Here is an 18858-nt window from a genome sequence, read left to right as displayed (position 1 = left end):
CGGGCCACGGCGGTCGCACCGGCCGAGGGTGGCGCGGACGTCGCCGGGCCGGTCAGCCCGATCCAGGGCCTCCCGCCCGCCACCCCGGACGAGCTGGCCGAGACCGGCCGGCGGGCGCCCGTTGGTCCGTGCACTTGGCCGACCAGCGGGACCTTCATGATCGACCGATGGAGGGTCCGGGGCGGGGTCTCGTTCAGTGGTGGGGTGGGATGACCCGGAGGTGGCCCCGACGGCCCTGCTGGTGGGGGGTCTGGGGCTTGCTGGTGGGTTCGTCCTCCGGGGGACGCGGCGGGGCGGGGCGGGCGGCCTCGCGTACCGCCTCGGCCAGCGCCACCAGGTCGTCGGTGGTGGGCGGCGGCGGCTCGAACTCGCCCTCGTGCCGCACCACGTCCCAGCCCCGCGGGGCGGTCAGGCTACGGGCGTGCGGCTCACACAGGTCGTACGTGTGCGGTTCGGCGAACGCGGCGAGCGGGCCCACCACCGCCGTCGACTCGTTGTAGACATAGGTCAGTGTGGCGACCGCTTGCCGGGGGCAGCCGTTACGGGAGCAGCGCCGTGGTGACCTCACGGCGGCAGGGTATCCCCATTACCGGGTCCGGCGCACCGCTTCGCGTTACGACACGCCCGTCATGGTGATCACAATTCCGTCGATCGGCACACCGGCGCGCCGGTCGGCCGCGCGACGGCGGGTGGACCGCCGACCCGGGCTACCCTGTCCGTCATGACGAGCCCCCAGAACCGCCGCCCCGGCTCCGGCCGGCGCACCCACCGTGACCGGCACGGTCGCGGGCTGCGCGGGCGGCTGGTGCCGGCCACGGTGCCGCTGGCGCGGACGAAGGCCGAGGTCTTCGACGATCTGGTGCTCGACACGGTGGAGACGCTCGAACGCCGGTTCGCCAAGGAGCTGGCCGGGGTGGAGTTCGCGGTCGAGGACGTCCCGCCGGATCTGAACGTCTACGACTCGGACGTGCTGGAGGACGGCGAGGTGCCGCTCGCCCGGCTGCTGCCGGGGCGGCCCGGCCGCCAGGAGGTGCCGCCGCGGATCGTGCTCTACCGGCGGCCGCTGGAGTTCCGCGCGATGGACCGCGAGGACCTCGCCGACCTGGTGCACGACGTGATCATCGAGCAGGTGGCGAATCTGCTCGGGGTCGACCCGGACGAGCTGGCCTGACCGGGCCGGCCGGGCAGGCGCCGCCACCCGGCCGGACGCGCCGGCCGGACGACGACCCGGGTCCGGGCGGCCCCCACCGCCCGTGGACCCGTACGTGGATCAGGCGGCGACCCGCCGCTTGAGCTTGCGCCGCTCCCGCTCGGAGAGGCCACCCCAGATTCCGAACCGCTCGTCGTGGCCGAGCGCGTACTCCAGGCATTCCGTCTTCACTTCGCACCGCGAGCAGATGCGCTTCGCCTCGCGGGTCGAGCCGCCCTTCTCGGGAAAGAACGCCTCCGGGTCGGTCTGCGAGCAGAGCGCTCGCTCCTGCCACTCCGGCGCGTTCCCGAGCAGGTCGGCCACCTCGAGCTGGCCGTCCATCGATTGCCTCCTTGTCGCGCACCGGCGTCATTCGCCGCTGCAACCCCCCACGCGAAAGGCGTGCCTGTCCGTACGGTCACCATTTGTTGCGTTCCGTGCGAACAACCCCATTCAAATTACACGCGTGTAATGCGTGCGCCGTCAAGCCAAACTTGATAATGGAGTCGCCCTCCCGACACGTCCGTGACGACCGCCCCGGTCGCCCGTAGCCTCGCAACCTGCCCTATCGATTCAGACCCCGGACGAGTAACGCCCTCCCCGGCGAGTTGCCGGAAGTTTTCTGCCGTGGCGCATCGCCGACAGGCCGGCCGGACGCCCCCGCCGGCCGCTCGTACCAAGATCAGAATTGGTGGGGCAAAGGGTAACCCGCTTCCCGCGGTACCGCCCGTCGAGCCGTCCAACGCCGACCGCGCCCCGTCCATCATGTGGACGGAGCGCGGGTTCCGGCGCGACTGACGGATCAGTCCAGACGGGCTGGTGAGCTGGTGGGCCAAACGAATTCGGCGATCGACCCACCGGTGACCGAGATCGCGCCGGCGGACGTACTCTCGTCCCACCAGACGGTATACACACCCGCCTCCAGATCCGGGTAGACCGCACTGTGGAACACCCCGTCCCGGACGTGCCGCTCGCGTACGGCGGAGTGGGTACGCGGGCCGTCGAGGTCGACGCGGCTGATCTCGATCTCCCGGCCGTGCAGGTCCCGCCCGGTGTGGATGATCAGCGCGCCCCGGTCGCCGCCGAGGTCGAGCACGACGCTGCCGACCTCCGACGGGCCGAGATCGTGATGGTGTGACATTCGCCGGCTCCCGTCAGGACTTCTTCGCCTGCGGGTTGCCGAACCCGTCGTACGGCGTGCCGAGGAACGGGAAGTCGGCCAGGAACGGCGCTGTCACGTCGGCCGCGCTCAGGCCCGGTGTCACCGCCGCCGCGGCGGCGTCCGGCCGGAACGTCTTGTCGACCAGCGGCACGGTCAGCCCGGCGATGGCGCGCAGCGCGATCGTCACCACGTCGTCGGCGGGACGGCGGCCGTTGGGGAAGCCGGCCAGGTCGCCGCCGAGCACGCCGAACCGGTCCGGGGTACGGCTGGGCCGGATCGCCGTGTTCAGCCGCAGCACGTCCGCCTGCACGTCACCGGTGGTGTTGGCGAAGCCGTCGATCAGTCCGGCCGGTACGCCGGTGAGCAGGATCGCCACCAGGTCGGCGCGCGGCTTCTTGGACTTGTTGAGCGCGTCCAGATTGGGGAAAACCCCCGGGTAGAGCGCCGGCAGCAGCCCGGCCAGCTCGGGCCGCTCCACGAACCCGGCGAACCGCTTGTCCTCCGACGGCGGCAGCGTGTTCCAGACGTCCTTCCTGGACATCGGCACGATGACCTCGTTGAACAACGGGTTACCGAGTCGCGACACCTGCGTGAAGGGTCCGGCGGCGGTGTCGGCGGCGACCCGGTCCCCCAGCACCCGCACCTGTTGGCGGGACGCGCTGGTCCAGACCCCGATCGTCGAGGCACGGTCGGCGTAGCCGTAGCGGGACGCCTTGCGGCGTACCTGGCGCAGCGGCACCTGCACGGCGAGGCTGTGCACGTTGAGCCGGTCCAGCGCGTTCACCGGCTCGCCCTCGGTCCGGAACAGCTTCTTGCCGGCCACGTGCAACTGCTGGAACGGCCGCAGCGTGCCCAGGTCGAACACCGCGCCCAGGTCGACGAAGAACCCGTCGGCGCGTTGCCCGGCGAACACCTTCTCGCCGGTGGACAGCTTGAACGTCGCCTGCCGGACCAGGTTCTGGTAGTTCGGCGTGGACAGCGGCCCGACGTTGCACGGCGGGCAGGGCAGTTTGTGCGCCAGCACACGGGCGCGACCGTCAGCGATCCGGGTCAGCCGGTAGAACTGGCGCCGGTTCCAGTTCTTGCTCTCCAGCGACTCGATCGGCCCGGTGTTGTAGAGAAAACTGTTCTGGTTCGTGATCTCGGTAGTGAATTCGAAACGATAGGTGACGTCCGGATAACCGTCCCCGTCGTTGTCGATGTGAATCTCGTACCGGACGTCGTCACCGAACTCGAAGAAGTTCGGGCCGCCGGACGGAAGCTGCACCGGCACGTAGTTGGCGATCAACGTGACCGTGTCCGGCTGGCTCGGCGTGACGAACGCGTACAGGTCGGAACTGTCGGCGACCGGATCCTTGGCGATCTCCGGGGCCTCGCGGTGAGAGGACATGGCGGACGCACCTTCGTCGGGGGGAACGGAAGTCGGAACCGGCGCCGGGAGCCCGCGCCGGTGAAGAGTGGGATCAGCGCCGGCCGGCGGCGCGCACCAGGCGGTCGGCCAGGCCGCGGTCGCGCACCTCGACCCGGTTGGTGCCGACGAAGACGTCCATGACGCCGGCCGCGGCGTCGCGGAGGTGGACCACGATCGGCTCGTCGCGCCGGCTCGCCGTGGGAGCGTTCTGCGCGGCGGACAGGCCCGGCACGGTGAGGGCGGCGGCGCCCAGTGTCGCGCTCGCCGCGGCGGTGAGCGTCTGCCTGCGGGTCAACCGCGGCCAGGTCCGCCGTTTCGGCGCCTCGGTGGTCTCGTCAGTGCTCATCGGCAACCTTTCCGGACCGGCGCCGCAGCGCCGCAGCGGCCGGGCGCCCGGACACCGCCGGGCCCCGGTTCGGGGTCACCGGCGGCGGTCCTCGCCGAAACCGCCGCCGGCATCCACAGGTACGGGCCGCGGCGGGCAAAGGTTCGACCTCAGGCGCGGGCGTGACCGTACGCGGTCGTCCGCTTGCGGAACGGCCGCCCCGCGGCGGTCGCGATGGCGCGCAACTGCTCCTCGGTACGGGCCGACCCGTTGCCCGAGCCGGCCATCCGGGAGATCGTCTCCTCCATCAGCGTGCCGCCCAGGTCGTTGCAGCCGCCGCGCAGCATCTCCACGGTGCCTTCGTCGCCGAGCTTCACCCACGAGCACTGGATGTTGTCGATCCGGCCGTGCAGCAGCAGCCGGGCCATCGCGTGCACCGCCCGGTTCTCCCGCCAGGTCGGGCCCGGGCGGGCGATGCCGGCCAGGTAGATCGGCGCGTTCGTGTGCACGAACGGCAGCGCCACGAACTCGGTGAACCCGCCGGTCCGGTCCTGCACACCGGCCAGCACCCGGAAGTGGGCCAGCCACTGGCCCGGGTGGTCCACGTGGCCGTACATCATCGTGGAGCTGGACCGGATGCCCAGCTCGTGGGCCGTGCTCACCACCTCGACCCAGGCGGCGGCCGGCAGCTTGCCCTTGGTGAGCACCCAGCGCACGTCGTCGTCGAGGATCTCGGCGGCGGTGCCCGGGATGGTGTCCAGCCCGGCCTCGCGGAGCTGGAGCAACCACTCCCGCACCGGCACGCCGGCCTTCGCGGCGGCGGTGACGATCTCCATCGGGGAGAACGCGTGCACGTGCATGTCCGGCACCCGCGCCTTGATCGCGCGGACGATGTCGGCGTACCCGGTCACCGGCATCTTCGGGTCGATGCCGCCCTGGAGGCACACCTCGGTCGCGCCCGCGGTCCACGCCTCCTCGGCCCGGTCGGCGACCTGCTCCAGCGAGAGCCGGAACGCGTCGGCGTCGCTCTCCCGCTGGGCGAACGCACAGAACCGGCAGCCCACGTAGCAGACGTTCGTGAAATTGATGTTGCGGTTGACCACGTAGGTCACGTCGTCGCCGACCGCGTCCCGGCGCGCGTCGTCGGCCAGCCGGCACAGCTCGTCCAGCGCCGGGCCGTCCGCGCCGAACAGCGCCAGCGCCTTCGCCTCGTGCGCCGGCGTCAGCAGCGCCGCCGGGTCGTCGGCCGCCAGCCGCAGGCCCGCGCGCAGGTCGGCGTCCGCGCCGGCACCCAGGGGTACGCCGGCGCGCGCCTCCGGCGCCACCTTGCCGGCCACCTCGGCCCAGTCGCCGTACACGCTGTCGAAGTCGCCCCGCCGGTCGTCGGTACGGCCGGTGACGTCGATCGTGACGTGCAGGTCGGTGCGGCCGCCGTACACCTCCTCCGGCTCCTGCCAGGGCCGTCCCTCCGGGCGGGCCGCCTCGACCGCGAGCCCGGTGGCCGGGTCGGCGAGCGCGCTCACGTGCGGCAGCAGGCGCGGGTCCAGCCACGGCTCGCCCGCCCGGACGTACTCCGGGTAGACGGTCAGCCGCTCGCGCAGCGTGAACCCGGCACTCGCGGTACGCGCCGCCAGCTCGTCCAGGTGCGGCCAGGGCCGCTCCGGGTTGACGTGGTCGGGCGTGACCGGGGAGACGCCGCCCCAGTCGTCGATGCCGGCGCGCAGCAGCAGGTCGTACTCGCCCGCGATGAGGTTCGGCGGGGCCTGGATGCGGGCCTTCGGGCCGAGCAGCACCCGGGCCACCGCCACTGTGGCGGCCAGGTCGTGCAGCTCCGCGTCCGGCATGCCGCGCATCGCGGTGTCCGGCTTGGCGCGGAAGTTCTGCACGATCACCTCCTGGAGGTGGCCGTACTCCCGCATCGCCCGGCGGATCGCGAAGATCGCGTCGACCCGCTCGGCCCGGTCCTCGCCGATGCCGATCAGGATGCCGGTGGTGAAAGGCACCCCGACCCGGCCGGCGTCGTCGAGCACCCGCAGGCGTACCGCGGGTTCCTTGTCCGGCGAGCCGTAGTGCGGGCCGCCCGGCTCCGACCAGAGCCGGGTGGCTGTGGTCTCCAGCATCATGCCCATGCTCGGCGCCACCGGCTTGAGCCGCTGCAACTCCGACCAGGTGAGCACGCCCGGATTCAGGTGCGGCAGCAGGCCGGTCTCCTCCAGCACCGCCACCGCGCAGGCGCGCAGGTAGTCGAGCGTCGAGTCGTACCCCCGCTCGTCCAGCCACCGGCGGGCCGCCGGCCACCGCTCCTCCGGCCGGTCGCCGAGCGTGAACAGCGCCTCCTTGCAGCCCTGCGCGGCGCCCTCACGGGCGATCGCCAGCACCTCGTCGCGTTCCAGGTAGGCGGCGGGCAGCCGGTGCGGCACGGTGGCGAACGTGCAGTAGTGGCAGCGGTCCCGGCAGAGCCGGGTCAGCGGGATGAAGACCTTCTTCGAGTACGTGACAACGCCCGGCCGCCCGGCGTCGCGCAGCCCGGCGTCGCGGATGTCGCCGGCGGTCCGGAGCAGGTCGTCGAGCATCGGCCCGCGAGCGGCGAGCAAGGCGCTCGCCTCGCCGGCGTCGAGCGCCCGGCCGGTGGCGGCCCGCCCCAGTGCCCGCCGGATGCTCGCCTCGGTCGGTTGGGGGTCGCTGCGATCAACCATCCGCCCAGCCTAGGCGCTGCCGGACGGCCGGATGCCCGCCCCCGGTCGCGATCCGGGCAGCGGGACGAACCGGGTGGTCCCCCGCACAGCGACGGGCTCCGGTGGCGGCGGGCGACGATGCTCCGTCGCCCGCCGCCCGGACCTCAGCGGGGCTGGTTCGGGTCCTCGCGGTCGAACCGCTGGGTGCGCTCGTCGTCGGCGGCGGCCGACGGCGCGCCCGGCTCGGCGGACTGGCGCGGGATCGCCTGCGTCGGGTCGGCCGACGGCGGCTGGCCGAACGGCGGCGCGGACTGCGGCGAGCCGTACTGCGGCGCCTGCTGCGGACCGGCGTACGGGACGCCGGCCTGCGGGTCGGCGGACGGCGGGCCGGACTGCGGCGCGTGCGGCGGGGCGGTGTTGAACGGCGGCGCCGACTGCGGCTGGCCGTACGGACCGGGCTGCTGCGGCCAGCCGGGCGGCGGCGAGCCGGCCTGCGGGAAGCCCGGGCCGGGCTGCTGCGGGTAGCCGCCCGGACCGGGGTAGCCGCCGGGCTGACCCGGCTGCTGCGGCCAGCCGGGCTGGGCCTGGCCGTACACGCCCGGCTGCGGCTTGGGCTTCGGCACGTAGTAGAGCGTGCGCCAGATCTTGAACACCACGAACGCGGCGACCCCGAAGATCGCCAGCCACGCCACGCGGGTGAGCAGACCGAGGAAGGCGTCCAGCACCTCACCGTCGGCGAGCCGGCCGACCAGCCAGATCAGGAACGTCAGCGCGCCGAACACCACGGACACGGCGTACTCGACGAGCGCCACCTGCGTGATCAGCTTGGCCTTCGGTACGACCGGGAGGATCGCGGTGGCGATCAGGACGGCGAGCAGCGGCAGGACCGTCGACTCCAGGCCGACGAAGGTGAAATACGTGCTCCCGGCCCGGCCACTGGCCGTGCTGTAGTCGTCGATCGGCAGCAGGCGCACCAGGCCGACGAAGAGAAGCACGGCGTTGGCGCCGAGAAGGACGAGCGCTGCGAGCTCGCGCAACGGCTTGATCAACTGGCTGGCCTGCGCGGCGTCGCCGGACGCGGGCTCGGCGGGGCTGGTCACGGACTCCCCCAGGGGACGAAAGCGGACAGTTGCCGAAGTGAGCGTAGTCTCTCCGGCCACCGGACGATCGATGGCGGCGCGTGCGGAAGGATGGACGCCATGCGCATCGTGGTACTGACCGGCGGCATCGGGGGCGCCCGTTTCCTGCTCGGCGCGCGGGCGTACGCCCGCGAGGTGGGCGCCGAGGTGACCGCCGTGGTGAACGTCGGCGACGATCTGCTGCTGCACGGGCTGAAGGTCTGCCCCGACCTGGACAGCGTGCTCTACACGCTCGGCGGCGGCGCCGACCCGGAGCGCGGCTGGGGGCGGTCGGGCGAGACCTGGACGGTGAAGAACGAGCTGGCCGCGTACGGCGCGGAGCCGAGCTGGTTCGGCCTCGGCGACAAGGACGTCGCCACCCACCTGGTGCGCACCCAGATGATCAACGCCGGCTACCCGCTGTCCCAGGTGACCGAGGCGCTGGCGGCCCGCTGGCAACCGGGCGTACGGCTGCTGCCCGCCACCGACGACCGCCTGGAGACCCACGCCGTCGTCACCGACGAGCAGGGCCGGCGGGCGATCCACTTCCAGGAGTGGTGGGTTCGTCATCGCGCCGCCGTACCCACCGACCGGTTCGTCTTCGTCGGCGCCGACGCGGCGAAGCCCGCGCCGGGCGTGGTCGAGGCGATCGCCGCCGCGGACGTGGTGCTGATCGCGCCGAGCAACCCGGTGGTGAGCATCGCCCCGGTGCTGGCGGTGCCCGGTCTGCGCGACGCGGTGACCGGCGGACCGGCGCCGGTGATCGGGGTGTCGCCGATCATCGGCGGCGCGCCGGTACGCGGGATGGCCGACCGCTGTCTCGAGGTGCTCGGCGTGGAATGCAGCGCGGCCGGCGTGGGCGGCCTCTACGGCGCCCGATCGGCGGGCGGCCTGCTCGACGGCTGGCTGGTCGCGCCGGAGGACGAGGGCACCGTGGTGCCGGACGTGACCGTCCGCGCGGCGCCGCTGCGGATGACCGACGAGGCGGCGACCGCCGCGATGGTGCGCGCCGCGCTGGAGTTGATGTGAGGCTGGAGATCCTGCCGGTGCAGGGCATCGGCGACGTGACCGAGGGCGACGACTTGGCGGCGCTGATCACCGGTGCGGCGCCCTGGCTGCGCGACCACGACGTGCTCGTGGTCACCAGCAAGATCGTGTCGAAGGCGGAGGGGCGGCTGGTCGACGTGCCGGCCGACGGCCCGGAACGGCTCGCCGAGCGGGACCGCATCCTGGCCGGGGAGACCGCCCGGGTGGTGGCGACGCGCGGCGCGACCCGGATCGTGCAGACCCACCACGGGTTCGTGATGGCCTCCGCCGGCATCGACGCCTCGAACGTGGACAAGACCCGGCTGGTGCTGCTGCCCGTCGACCCGGACGCGTCCGCCCGGGCGCTGCGCGACGCGCTACGGGACAGGTACGGCCTCGACGTGGCGGTCATCGTCAGCGACACGATGGGCCGGCCGTGGCGCAACGGGCTCACCGACGTGGCGCTCGGGGTGGCCGGCATGCCGGCGATCCGCGACCACCGGGGCGAGGTCGACCCGTACGGCAACGAGCTGTTCGTCACCCAGATGGCGGTGGTCGACGAGCTGGCAGCGGCCGGTGAGCTGATCAAGGGCAAGTGCGACCAGGTGCCGGTCGCCGTGGTGCGGGGTTACCTCGCCGCGACCCGGGACGACGACGAGGGCGCCCGCACGCTGGTGCGCGACGCCTCGATGGACCTGTTCTCGCTCGGCACGGCCGAGGCGCGCGCCGCCGGTCTGCGGGCGGCGGCGACGCTCGCGGACCGGGTCGGCCCCGAGCCCGCCGACGCGGACGCGGTGCGGCGGGCGATCGAGGCGATGGCCGGCGTGGTCGCCCCGGGCACCGTCTTCACCCACGTCACCGACGACGAGGTACGCGACGGACTGGCCGCGACAGTGCCCGGCTGGCCCGCCTCGGCCACCGGCCTGCTGCTCGGCGCGGCGCCCACCCCGGTGGACCGGGCGGACCTGGTCCGGTTCGGCGCGGACCTGCAACGCCTGCGCGCCGCGCTGGCCGCGGAGGGGATCGACTCGACGTTGCTCCCGCCCCCGTCCGGCAGCGCCGCGAGCGCCACGCTGGCGCTCTGACTCCGGCGGGCGCGCTCAGGCGTCGAGGACGGCCCGGCCCAGCGGGGTGAGCGTGTGCAGGACGGTGTTGCGGTCACGCTGGCTGACCAGCAGGCCCGCGTTGCGCAGCACTGTGGTGTGCTGGCTGGCCGCGGCGGCGGAGATGCGCAGCCGGCGGGCCATCTCGCCGGTGGTGCAGCCCTCGTCGGCGGCCTGGAGCACCCGGGATCGGGTACGGCCGAGCAGGGCGGCGAGCGCCTCGCCCTGCGGTGACGCGGCGGCGCCGGACGCGGGCGTCAGGCCGGCGAGCCGGTCCACCGGGTAGACCAGCACCGGCGGCAGCGTCGGGTCGACCAGCGCCACCGGCGTACGCGAGCAGAAGAACGACGGCACGAGCAGCAGCCCCCGGCCGTCCAGGTGCAGTTCCCGGGTGTCCGGATAGTCGAGGACCTCCAGCACGCCCGAGACCCAGCGCATGTTCGGCCGCAGGCTGGCCAGCAGCCCTTCGGCGCCGCCGTCGAGCATGGCGCGCGCACGCCGGGCCCGGTCCGCCTCGACCGCCGCCTGCACCCGGGCCCAGTAGGGCGTGACCGCCAGCGACTGGTAGCGGGCCATGGCGTCGGTGAGGTGGTGCAGCGTCTCCGGTTCGCCGCGGGCGAGCGCGCTGGCCGACGACGGGAGCGCTGTCTCCCCGGCCAGCCGCGTCAGGTCGCGGCGCAGCATGTCCACAGGGGTGCCCCGGACCGCGTCCAGTCCGGCCTCGATGCCCTCCCGGCTGGCGGACGGGGTGAGGAAGTCGGGGAAGTAGCCGCGCGGCGGGTTGAGCGCGAGCAGGAGACGGTACTGCTCGGCGTCGGTATCGGTCCGCAGTCCGTGCGCCACGGTGCGCCGCCACGTGGTCATCATCGGGTCCCGGCTGCGCCCCTGGAGCAGGTGCAGGCTGAGGACCAGCTCCCAGAGCGGGTCCGCGGCCGGTGCGACCCGGGTCCGCAGGACGTCCTCGCCCGAGAAAATGATCTTCAACATGGATTGCTCCCGTGCGGACGGCGGGGGTGCCCGCCACACTTCGCACTGTACCCGCCGGTACTAATCTCCATCTTTAAGCGTCAGGTGAAAAACCTCGACGGTGGGCGGGCGGGTTCGGCAAACTCTCTGTTGCCTGCCGACGCCGGGGCGCAACGATGACCCGGACGCCGGCTGACGGGCGTGGCCGGGTGGCACCACGAGGGTCTGCGACATCAGTCGCAGGGGTGCCGCCCGGCCCTCGCTCATCCGATCCAGAGCGCCACCCGATGGTCCTCGTCGGTGACGTAATAGCAGCGTCCCGCCAGCTCGGCCAGCCCCTCCACGTGGTGGAACGGCGCCAGCTCCGCGACCACCTCCCCGGTCACCAGGGCGTCCCCGCCCGCGTCGTGCCGGAACCGCACGTGCCGGGAGGTCACCTCGCCGCCGTGCGGGTGGTCGTCCAGCAGCACCGAACCCTTGCCCAGCGCGTCGATCGACCCGGTCACCGCCGCGTAGCCGCCGTCGCCGGTCGGGGTGATCGCGCGGAAACCGGTGAGCGCACCGGGCGGCGTCACCCCGGTCAGCGCGTACGCCCCGAGCGCACGCAGGTCACCCGGCCGCTCCGGGTCGTCGAACATCTCCGGTACGCCGGCCAGCTCGACGTAGACCGGCTCCCCCTCGGCGGTCACCGGGAAACGCAGCCCGAGCAGCGCCGTACCGTCCGGGGTGAACGCCGCCGCCTCCACGTTGATCGGCAGGTCGTCGGCGGCGAGCCGGGTCACCCAGCTCTTGGCGCGGGCGGTGCCCCGGGCCAGCGTCTCCACGATGAACCGCTCCCGGACCCGGTCACCTGCCGGCAGCAGCGTCAGCGGGGCGGCGGCGAGCGCGTCGTTCACCGCCCGGTGCAGCCGGAAGCGGTTGCGCACCACGTGCACCGGCAGCGACCCGGCGACCGCGTCGTCCTCCCGGAACCGGGCCACGAACGCGCGCCGGGGCCGCAGCGGGCCGCGCTTGGACCCGAAGTGCGAGCCGAAGACGTACGCCCAGCCGTCGTGATGGGCCAGCGCCTCGCCGTCCTCGGTGCGGCTGTTCTCCGGGCCCGCGTCGGCGGCCACGTGGTGCGCCTCCCAGTGGCCGTCGTCGCGTTCCAGCAGCAGCGCCAGGCACTGCTCGACCGGCCCCTCGTCCAGCACGGTCCAGAAGCCGCGGCGCGCGCCGTGCGCCCGCAGCAGCGCGGCCGACCGCACCGGCAGGAGGTCGCTGGCCTCGTTGCCGGCCACCAGGAACTCGACGAGTCGCAGGGTCACCGCGCCAGGGTACGGAGGCGGCGCTCGTAGAGTGTCCGGATGCCCGACCTCACCTCGTACACCGAACTGCACGCCGACGCCGTCGCGACGCTGAGCCACTGGACGGCGACCAGCCACGCCGCCGGCGCCGCCCGGGACCGGACGCTGGCGCTGCTGGCCGACGGGCCGGTCGCGATGAGCCGGACGCACCGCGCCGGGCACGTCACGGCGAGCGCGCTGGTGCTCGACCCGGACGGCCGGGTGCTGCTCTGCCTGCACGGCAAGATCCGCAGGTGGATGCAGCTCGGCGGGCACTGCGAGCCCGGCGACCGGACGCTCGTGGCCGCAGCGCTGCGCGAGGCCACCGAGGAGTCCGGCATCACCGGCCTGACCGTCGAGCCGGAGCCGATCGACGTGGACATCCACGAGGTCACCTGCCAGGGCGGGTCGTTCCACTACGACGTCCGGTACGTCGCCCTGGCCCCCGCGGGCGCGGTCGAGCGGGTCAGCGCGGAGTCCGAGGCTCTCGGCTGGTTCTCGCCGGACCGGCTGCCCGAGCCGCTCGCCCACGCCACCGCCCAGCTCGTGCCGCCGGCGCTCGCGGTGCTGGCCCGCCACGCCGGCGGCTGAGCGGCGGTACCGCGCCGCGCCGCCGGACGCGTGCCCCCTCCGGCGGCCCGGCGGATCAGACCAGGCCCTCCTCGCCGCGTTCCTTCAGCTCGTCCACGATCTTCTTCACGTCCTGCGCACGGTCGCGCGGGCACACCAGCAGCGCGTCCGGGGTGTCCACGACGATCAGGTCGTGCACCCCGACGGTCGCCACCAGCCGGCCCGAGTGCGGCACCACCACGGTGCCCGTGGTGTCGTGCAGCAGCACGCCCGGCTTGGCGTCCCCGCCCAGCACCACGTTGCCGGCGCCGTCGGCGGGCAGCACCTCGCCGAGCGTGTGGAAGTCGCCCACGTCGTTCCAGCCGAAGTCGCCGGGCACCGTACCCACCCGGCCCGCAGTCGCCGCGCCCTCCATCACCGCGTAGTCGACCGAGATCTTCGGCAGCGTCGGCCAGATCCGGCCGAGCACGTCGTCCTGCTCCGGGGTGCCCCAGGCCGCCGCGATGGCGGTGATCCCGGCGTGCAGCTCCGGCTGCTGGCGGGCCAGCTCGGACAGGAAGACGTCCACCCGCCAGACGAACATGCTGGCGTTCCAGAGGTGCCGCCCGGAACGGACGTACACCTCGGCCACCTCGGCGGCCGGCTTCTCCTTGAACTCGCGTACCGGGCGCAGCGTGCCGTCACCCACCGGCTCACCGGTCTCCAGGTAGCCGTAGCCGGTCTCCGGACGCGTCGGGGTGATGCCCACAGTCATCAGCAGCCCCTGCTCCGCGCCCCGGATGGCCTGCCGTACCACCTCGGCCAGCCGGGCCGGGTCGCCGATCAGGTGGTCGGCGGCGAACGAGCCCATCACCGCGTCCGGGGTCCGGGTGGCGATCACCGCCGCGGCGAGCGCGATCGCGGCGCAGGAGTCGCGCGGCGACGGCTCGACCAGGATGTTCTCTTCCGGCAGGCCAGCCAGTTGCCGAGCCACCGCCGCGGCGTGCGCGGCACCGGTGACCACGAGCGTGCGCTCCGGAGTGGTCAGCGGCGACAACCGGTCGACAGTGGCCTGCAACAGCGAGGCGGCGGTGCCGGTCAGCGGGTGGAGGAATTTGGGATGGCCGGCACGGGACAACGGCCACAACCTCGTGCCGCTGCCACCCGCCGGGATGACGGCGTAGAACATCAGCACATCATGCCCGAAGCGGGCGAGCCGTCACGGTCGGTCGCCCGGGACCGGCAGCCGGCGCTCAGGACCGGGCCCGTCGCCACGCCGCGATGTGGACCTCGGCGCTGGACTCCCAGGTGAACTCCTTGGCCCTGTCGAAACCGGCCTTGGCCAGGGACAGCCGCCGCTGCTCGTCGTCCAGCAGGGCGGCCAGGTCGGTGGCGATCTGGTCCGGGTCCTCGCTGGTGTAGGCCACCGCGTCGCCGCCCACCTCGGGCAGGGACAGGCGCGGCGTGGTGAGCACCGGGGCGGCGCACGCCATCGCCTCCAGGATCGGCAGGCCGAAACCCTCGCCGTACGAGGGGTAGGCCGCCACCAGCGCGCCGCCGAGGAAGCCGGGCAGGTCGGCGTAGCGCAGGTAACCCGGGCGCAGCAGCCGCAGATGCGACGGGACCTCGGCCACCGCGCGGTCGATGTCGTCGTCGTGGCCCTGGCCACCGGCCACCACCAGCGCGGGCGGGTTCGGCCGGTCGGCCACCGCCCGGGCCCAGCCGCGGATCAGGTTGGGTACGTTCTTGCGCGGCTCCTTGGCCCCGAGGAACGCGATGTAGCTGCTGTCGCCGAGGCCCAGGCGGGCCCGGACACGTGCCTTCTCCTCGTCACCGGGCGCGTGGAACGCGTCCTGGTCGACGCCGTGGTAGGCGACGTCGATCCGGGTCGGGTCGGCGTCCAACAGCCGGATCAGCTCGTCGCGGGTCGCCTTGCTCGGCACGATCACCCGGCCGGCCCGGCGCAGCGACGTCTTGATCGCGCTGCGGAAGAACGTCCGGCGCGACTTGTCGTAGTGCTCCGGCTCGGTGAAGAAGGTCGCGTCGTGCACGGTGACAGTCACCGGGCAGCCGGCGCGCAGCGGGCAGGTGTAGAACGGCGAGTGCAGCACCTCGGCGCCGACCTGCTGGGCCAGCAGCGGCAGGCCGGTCTGCTCCCAGGCCAGCCGCGCCGGCCGGTGCGCGACCGCCGCCGGGGCGGGGATCACCTCCGCGCCGGGCAGCATCCGGGTGTAGCGCTCCAGGTCGGTGCGGAGGCTGACCACGGCCAGGTCGACGCTGGTGCCGCAGACCCGGCCCAGCGCGCCGAGCAGTCCGTCGACGTATCTACCGACGCCGCCACGGTCGGCGGGGACACTCGTGGCGTCGATGAGAACGCGGGGCGGGCGACCGGCGGTCACGGGGCGACTCCTCAGGTGGCGCAGTTGTGGGGAAGAACACTCTCGGCAAGCCTACGCCGGGCCCGGCGGAAGGCGCTGACCGCGACCCGACGGTACGCCGACTTGTCGTTGTCATCGAGTACGCACGCGGGGCGCGTATCGTTCGCGCCGATGGCCGACAACATTGCCCGGGTGTTCGCCGACGCGATCGCGACCGACCCCACCCGACCGCTGCTGACCTGGTACGACGACGCCACCGGCGAGCGCACCGAACTCTCCGGGGCGACGCTCGCGAACTGGGTGGCGAAGACAGCGAACCTGCTCACCGACGAGGTGGGCGCCGCGCCCGGCGACACGGCCGGGGTGCTGCTGCCGCCGCACTGGCAGACCGCCGCAGTGCTGCTCGGCTGCTGGTCGGCGAAGCTGACGGTGGCGGGCACGCCGGTTCCGGTGGAGGCGCTGTTCGTCGCAGTCGACCGGGTCGACGAGGCGGCCGGGTGGCCGGCCGGCGAGCGGTACGCGCTGGCGCTCGACCCGTTCGCGCTGCCAATGCGGCAGGTGCCGGCGGGCTGCACCGACTTCGTCTCCGCCGTACGCGGACACGGCGACCACTTCACGCCGCACCCGGCCGCCGGTGACGGGGACGCGGCACTGCTGGCCCGCGCGACGGCCCGCGCCACCGAGCTGGGCCTGGCCCAGGGCGACCGCCTCCTGGTCGACGTGAGCACCCACCCCGACCCGGTCGAGTGGCTGCTCACCCCGCTGATCGCGGGCGCGAGCGTGGTCGCATGCGCCCACCCCGACCCGACCCGCCTGCCTTCCCGTGCCGAAACCGAGAAGACCACCCACACCCTGCCCTGAGCCCGGCGCCCTCCCCTTCCCCGTTGATCTTGCGGTTTCGGCCCTCGGCGCGGGGCATTCACCCCTTTCGCCGGGGCGGAAAGTGCAAGATCAGCGCGGTGCGGCGGGGCTGTCGGTGGTGGCCCGGCGCTGGGCCAGGGCGGCGAACGCCGTCAGGGACTCGGGATTCGCCAGTGCGCCCTTGGCCGCCGCGCTGTCCACCGGGGTACCGGTCAGGATCTTCTTCACCGGCACCTCCAGCTTCTTCGCGCTCAGCGTGCGGGGCACGGCCCGGACCTGATGGATCTCGTCCGGCACGTGCCGCGGCGACAGCGCGGTACGCAGCTCCCGGCAGATCTTCTTCCGCATGTCGTCGTCGAGTTCCATGCCCTCGGCGAGCACCACGAACAGCAGCAGCTCACCGGCGCCGCCCTCGTCGTCCTCCAGGTGCACGACCACCGAGTCGACCACCTCGTCCAGCCCTTCGACCACCGAGTAGAACTCGGCGGTGCCCAGGCGTACGCCGCCCCGGTTGAGCGTGGCGTCGGACCGGCCGGTGATCACGCACCCGCCGCGCTCGTTCACCGTGATCCAGTCACCGTGCCGCCACACGCCGGGATAGACCTCGAAGTACGCCTCCCGGTAGCGGGCGCCGTCCGGGTCGTTCCAGAACCCGACCGGCATGCTCGGCATCGGCTCGGTGATCACCAGTTCGCCGAGCTGCCCGATCACCGCGCTGCCGTCGGCGGAGCGGGCCTCCACCTTCGCGCCGAGCGCCCGGCAGGCGATCTCCCCCGCGTACACCGGCAGCAGCGGCACGCCGCCGACGAACCCGGTGCACACGTCAGTGCCGCCGGACAGCGACTGGAGCTGGAGGCGGTCGCTCACGTTCTCGTACACCCAGGTGAAGCCCTCGGCCGGCAGCGGCGCGCCGGTCGAGCCGAGGCCGCGCACCGCGGACAGGTCGGCGACCTCGCGCGGCACCAGCCCGGCCTTGCGGCAGGCCAGCAGGAACGGCGCGGACGTGCCGAAGTACGTGGTGCCGGTGTCGGCGGCCAGCCGCCACAGCGCGCCCAGGTCGGGGTGGCCCGGGTTGCCGTCGAACAGCACGATCGCGGCGCCCACCGCCGGACCGGAGACCAGGAAGTTCCACATCATCCAGCCGGTCGTGGTGAACCACAGGAACCGGTCGGACGGGCCCAGGTCGTGGTGCAGCGCCAGCATCTTGAGGTGTTCCAGCAGGATGCCACCGTGGCCGTGCACGATCGGCTTGGGCAGGCCGGTGGTGCCGGAGGAGTAGAGCACGTAGAGCGGGTGGTCGAACGCCACCGGCGTGAACGTCAACGGCTCGTCCGTCGGCGCCGCCAGCTCCGCCCACGGCAGCGCGCCGTCGGGGGCCGGGCCGTCCGGATCGAGGTACGCGACGGCGACCGTGTGCCGCAGCGACGGCAGCGCGGCCCGGATCGCGGCCACCTCGGCGCGCCTGTCGACAGGCTTGTCGCCGTACCGGTAGCCGTCCACGGCGACCAGGACCGTCGGTTCGATCTGCTGCCAGCGGTCGGTGACGCTGCGGGTGCCGAACTCGGGCGCGCAGGAGGAGAAGATCGCGCCGAGGCTGGCGGTGGCGAGCAGCAGGACGTACGTCTCGGGGATGTTCGGCGCGTACGCGGCCACCCGGTCGCCCGGTCCCACGCCGAGGCGGCGCAGCCCGGCCGCCACCCGGCGGACCCGCTCGCGCAGCTCGGCGGCGGTGAGCGTCTCCGGCGCGCGGGTCTGACCGTGCGCGATCACCGCCGGGTCGTCGTCGCCCAGCCCCGGCATGCGCAGCACGTTCTCGGCGTAGTTGAGCGTCGCGCCGGGGAACCAGCGGGTGCCCGGCATGGCCCGGTCGGTGAGGGTGGCGGTCGGCGGGGTGTGCGCGACCACGTCGAACCAGTCCCAGATCGAGCGCCAGAACGCGTCCAGGTCGGTCACCGACCACTGCCACAGCGCGTCGTAGTCGGCGAACTCCAGCCCGCGGTGCTCGGCCAGCCAGCGCAGGTAGTCACCGATCCGGGACCGCTCCCGCACGTCCGCCGGCGGCGTCCACAGCACGTCAGCCACTGATCCACCCTCCCCTGGGCCCGCCACGACGGTGTGCCGGAGCCGTGGCGCCATCTTGCCCTACCTCGTGCCGCCATTGTCCGCGCCGGGTGGGCCGTACGGGGCGTGCGCCGCCCACACCCCACACCCCGGACCGGTGTGGGCGGGCACCGGTCAGCCGGCGCGGTGGGCCTGGATCGCGCGGCGCCGGGCCAGCCGGTGCGCGCGCCGGATCTCGGCCTCCCGGAAACGGCGCTCGTCCTCCGGCGTCTCGGGCAGCACCGGGCGGACCGGGCGGGGCGCCCCGCCCACGTCGACGCCCACGAACACCAGGTACGCGGTGGCGACCGGCAGCGGCTCGTCCTCGGCCGAGTCCCAGCGCTCGGCGACCACCTTCACCCCGACCTCCATCGAGGTCTGGCCGGTCCAGTTGATCTGCGCGTGGGCGTGCACGAGATCGCCCACCCGGACCGGCTCGGAGAAGACGATCTCGTCGATGGAGGCGGTCACCGCGGTGCCGCCGCTGTGCCTCGCCGCCGCCGCACCGGCAACGTCGTCCACGAATTTCATCAGTACCCCACCGTGCACGGTCCCGTACAGATTGACATCGACCGCGGTCATGATGCGACTGAGCGTGACGCGGGAGTACGAGGTCGGCTTACCCGGCGGGACCGCGGGATGATCTGTCATGCCGAAAACGGTACGGTGC

Annotated in this window: 18 protein-coding genes; 5 read left to right on the top strand and 13 right to left on the bottom strand. The window is 73.5% G+C overall.

Features of this window, described 5'->3' with window-relative positions:
• Positions 1-193: 193 nt before the first annotated feature.
• The gene (locus O7611_RS02985) at positions 194-568 is read right to left on the bottom strand and encodes a DUF3499 domain-containing protein (RefSeq protein WP_194798502.1); all 375 of its coding nucleotides are present in this window, start codon (positions 566-568) and stop codon (positions 194-196) included.
• A 153-nt stretch (positions 569-721) separates the two neighbouring features.
• On the opposite strand from O7611_RS02985, the gene O7611_RS02980 reads away from it, so the two are divergent.
• Positions 722-1171 (top strand): metallopeptidase family protein, encoded by a 450-nt coding sequence (locus O7611_RS02980; protein ID WP_018787548.1) that lies wholly within the window; start codon positions 722-724, stop codon positions 1169-1171.
• Positions 1172-1270: 99 nt separating this feature from the next.
• On the opposite strand, the gene O7611_RS02975 is transcribed toward O7611_RS02980, so the two are convergent.
• The 6 genes from O7611_RS02975 to O7611_RS02950 all read right to left on the bottom strand — a co-directional run bounded on the left by O7611_RS02975 (position 1271) and on the right by O7611_RS02950 (position 7862).
• Positions 1271-1531, bottom strand: a complete 261-nt coding sequence (locus O7611_RS02975) for a WhiB family transcriptional regulator (protein ID WP_013284161.1) — start codon at positions 1529-1531, stop codon at positions 1271-1273.
• A 460-nt stretch (positions 1532-1991) separates the two neighbouring features.
• Positions 1992-2330 (bottom strand): hypothetical protein, encoded by a 339-nt coding sequence (locus O7611_RS02970; protein WP_013284160.1) that lies wholly within the window; start codon positions 2328-2330, stop codon positions 1992-1994.
• A 13-nt stretch (positions 2331-2343) separates the two neighbouring features.
• Positions 2344-3741, bottom strand: coding sequence for a DUF4331 domain-containing protein (locus O7611_RS02965; protein ID WP_194798503.1), 1398 nt, complete (start codon positions 3739-3741; stop codon positions 2344-2346).
• Between the two features lie 73 nt (positions 3742-3814).
• Positions 3815-4108: a hypothetical protein gene (locus O7611_RS02960; RefSeq protein WP_091418605.1), complete on the bottom strand. Its 294-nt coding sequence runs from the start codon at positions 4106-4108 to the stop codon at positions 3815-3817.
• Between the two features lie 149 nt (positions 4109-4257).
• Positions 4258-6783 (bottom strand): bifunctional FO biosynthesis protein CofGH, encoded by a 2526-nt coding sequence (locus O7611_RS02955; RefSeq protein WP_194798504.1) that lies wholly within the window; start codon positions 6781-6783, stop codon positions 4258-4260.
• A 143-nt stretch (positions 6784-6926) separates the two neighbouring features.
• Positions 6927-7862 (bottom strand): hypothetical protein, encoded by a 936-nt coding sequence (locus O7611_RS02950; RefSeq protein ID WP_194798505.1) that lies wholly within the window; start codon positions 7860-7862, stop codon positions 6927-6929.
• 99 nt (positions 7863-7961) lie between these two features.
• On the opposite strand from O7611_RS02950, the gene cofD reads away from it, so the two are divergent.
• Together cofD and O7611_RS02940 are read left to right on the top strand one after the other, a co-directional pair.
• Positions 7962-8909, top strand: coding sequence for a 2-phospho-L-lactate transferase (gene cofD, locus O7611_RS02945; protein ID WP_194798506.1), 948 nt, complete (start codon positions 7962-7964; stop codon positions 8907-8909).
• Positions 8906-9991 (top strand): coenzyme F420-0:L-glutamate ligase, encoded by a 1086-nt coding sequence (locus O7611_RS02940; protein WP_194798507.1) that lies wholly within the window; start codon positions 8906-8908, stop codon positions 9989-9991. Before cofD ends, O7611_RS02940 begins: the two co-directional genes overlap by 4 nt.
• A 15-nt stretch (positions 9992-10006) precedes the next feature.
• On the opposite strand, the gene O7611_RS02935 is transcribed toward O7611_RS02940, so the two are convergent.
• Both O7611_RS02935 and O7611_RS02930 read right to left on the bottom strand, forming a co-directional pair.
• Positions 10007-10996 (bottom strand): ArsR/SmtB family transcription factor, encoded by a 990-nt coding sequence (locus O7611_RS02935; protein WP_194798508.1) that lies wholly within the window; start codon positions 10994-10996, stop codon positions 10007-10009.
• 242 nt (positions 10997-11238) lie between these two features.
• Positions 11239-12282: a hypothetical protein gene (locus O7611_RS02930; RefSeq protein ID WP_269696156.1), complete on the bottom strand. Its 1044-nt coding sequence runs from the start codon at positions 12280-12282 to the stop codon at positions 11239-11241.
• 39 nt (positions 12283-12321) lie between these two features.
• Here O7611_RS02930 and O7611_RS02925 point away from each other — a divergent pair, with 39 nt between their 5' ends.
• Complete coding sequence (locus tag O7611_RS02925) at positions 12322-12891, top strand: NUDIX hydrolase (RefSeq protein WP_194798510.1); 570 nt, start codon at positions 12322-12324, stop codon at positions 12889-12891.
• A gap of 55 nt (positions 12892-12946) precedes the next feature.
• Here the strand turns inward: O7611_RS02925 and O7611_RS02920 are convergent, their stop codons facing one another.
• Positions 12947-14038 carry a mannose-1-phosphate guanylyltransferase gene (locus O7611_RS02920; protein ID WP_194798511.1) on the bottom strand — a complete coding sequence of 364 codons (1092 nt, stop codon included), beginning with the start codon at positions 14036-14038 and terminating at the stop codon, positions 12947-12949.
• A gap of 64 nt (positions 14039-14102) precedes the next feature.
• A complete protein-coding gene (locus tag O7611_RS02915) occupies positions 14103-15248 on the bottom strand; it encodes a glycosyltransferase family 4 protein (protein ID WP_194798512.1) in 1146 nt (381 codons plus the stop codon).
• A gap of 150 nt (positions 15249-15398) precedes the next feature.
• Between O7611_RS02915 and O7611_RS02910 the strand changes: the two genes are divergently transcribed.
• Positions 15399-16088 carry a TIGR03089 family protein gene (locus O7611_RS02910; protein ID WP_194798513.1) on the top strand — a complete coding sequence of 230 codons (690 nt, stop codon included), beginning with the start codon at positions 15399-15401 and terminating at the stop codon, positions 16086-16088.
• Between the two features lie 90 nt (positions 16089-16178).
• Here the strand turns inward: O7611_RS02910 and O7611_RS02905 are convergent, their stop codons facing one another.
• A complete protein-coding gene (locus tag O7611_RS02905; RefSeq protein WP_194798514.1) occupies positions 16179-18170 on the bottom strand; it encodes an acetoacetate--CoA ligase in 1992 nt (663 codons plus the stop codon).
• Positions 18171-18323: 153 nt separating this feature from the next.
• Positions 18324-18839, bottom strand: a complete 516-nt coding sequence (locus O7611_RS02900; protein ID WP_194798515.1) for an acyl-CoA thioesterase — start codon at positions 18837-18839, stop codon at positions 18324-18326.
• Positions 18840-18858 lie beyond the last annotated feature (19 nt).

Source organism: Micromonospora sp. WMMC273 (assembly GCF_027460285.1).
Lineage (GTDB): Bacteria > Actinomycetota > Actinomycetes > Mycobacteriales > Micromonosporaceae > Micromonospora > Micromonospora aurantiaca.
This window is presented reverse-complemented; position numbering and strand designations above follow the sequence as displayed.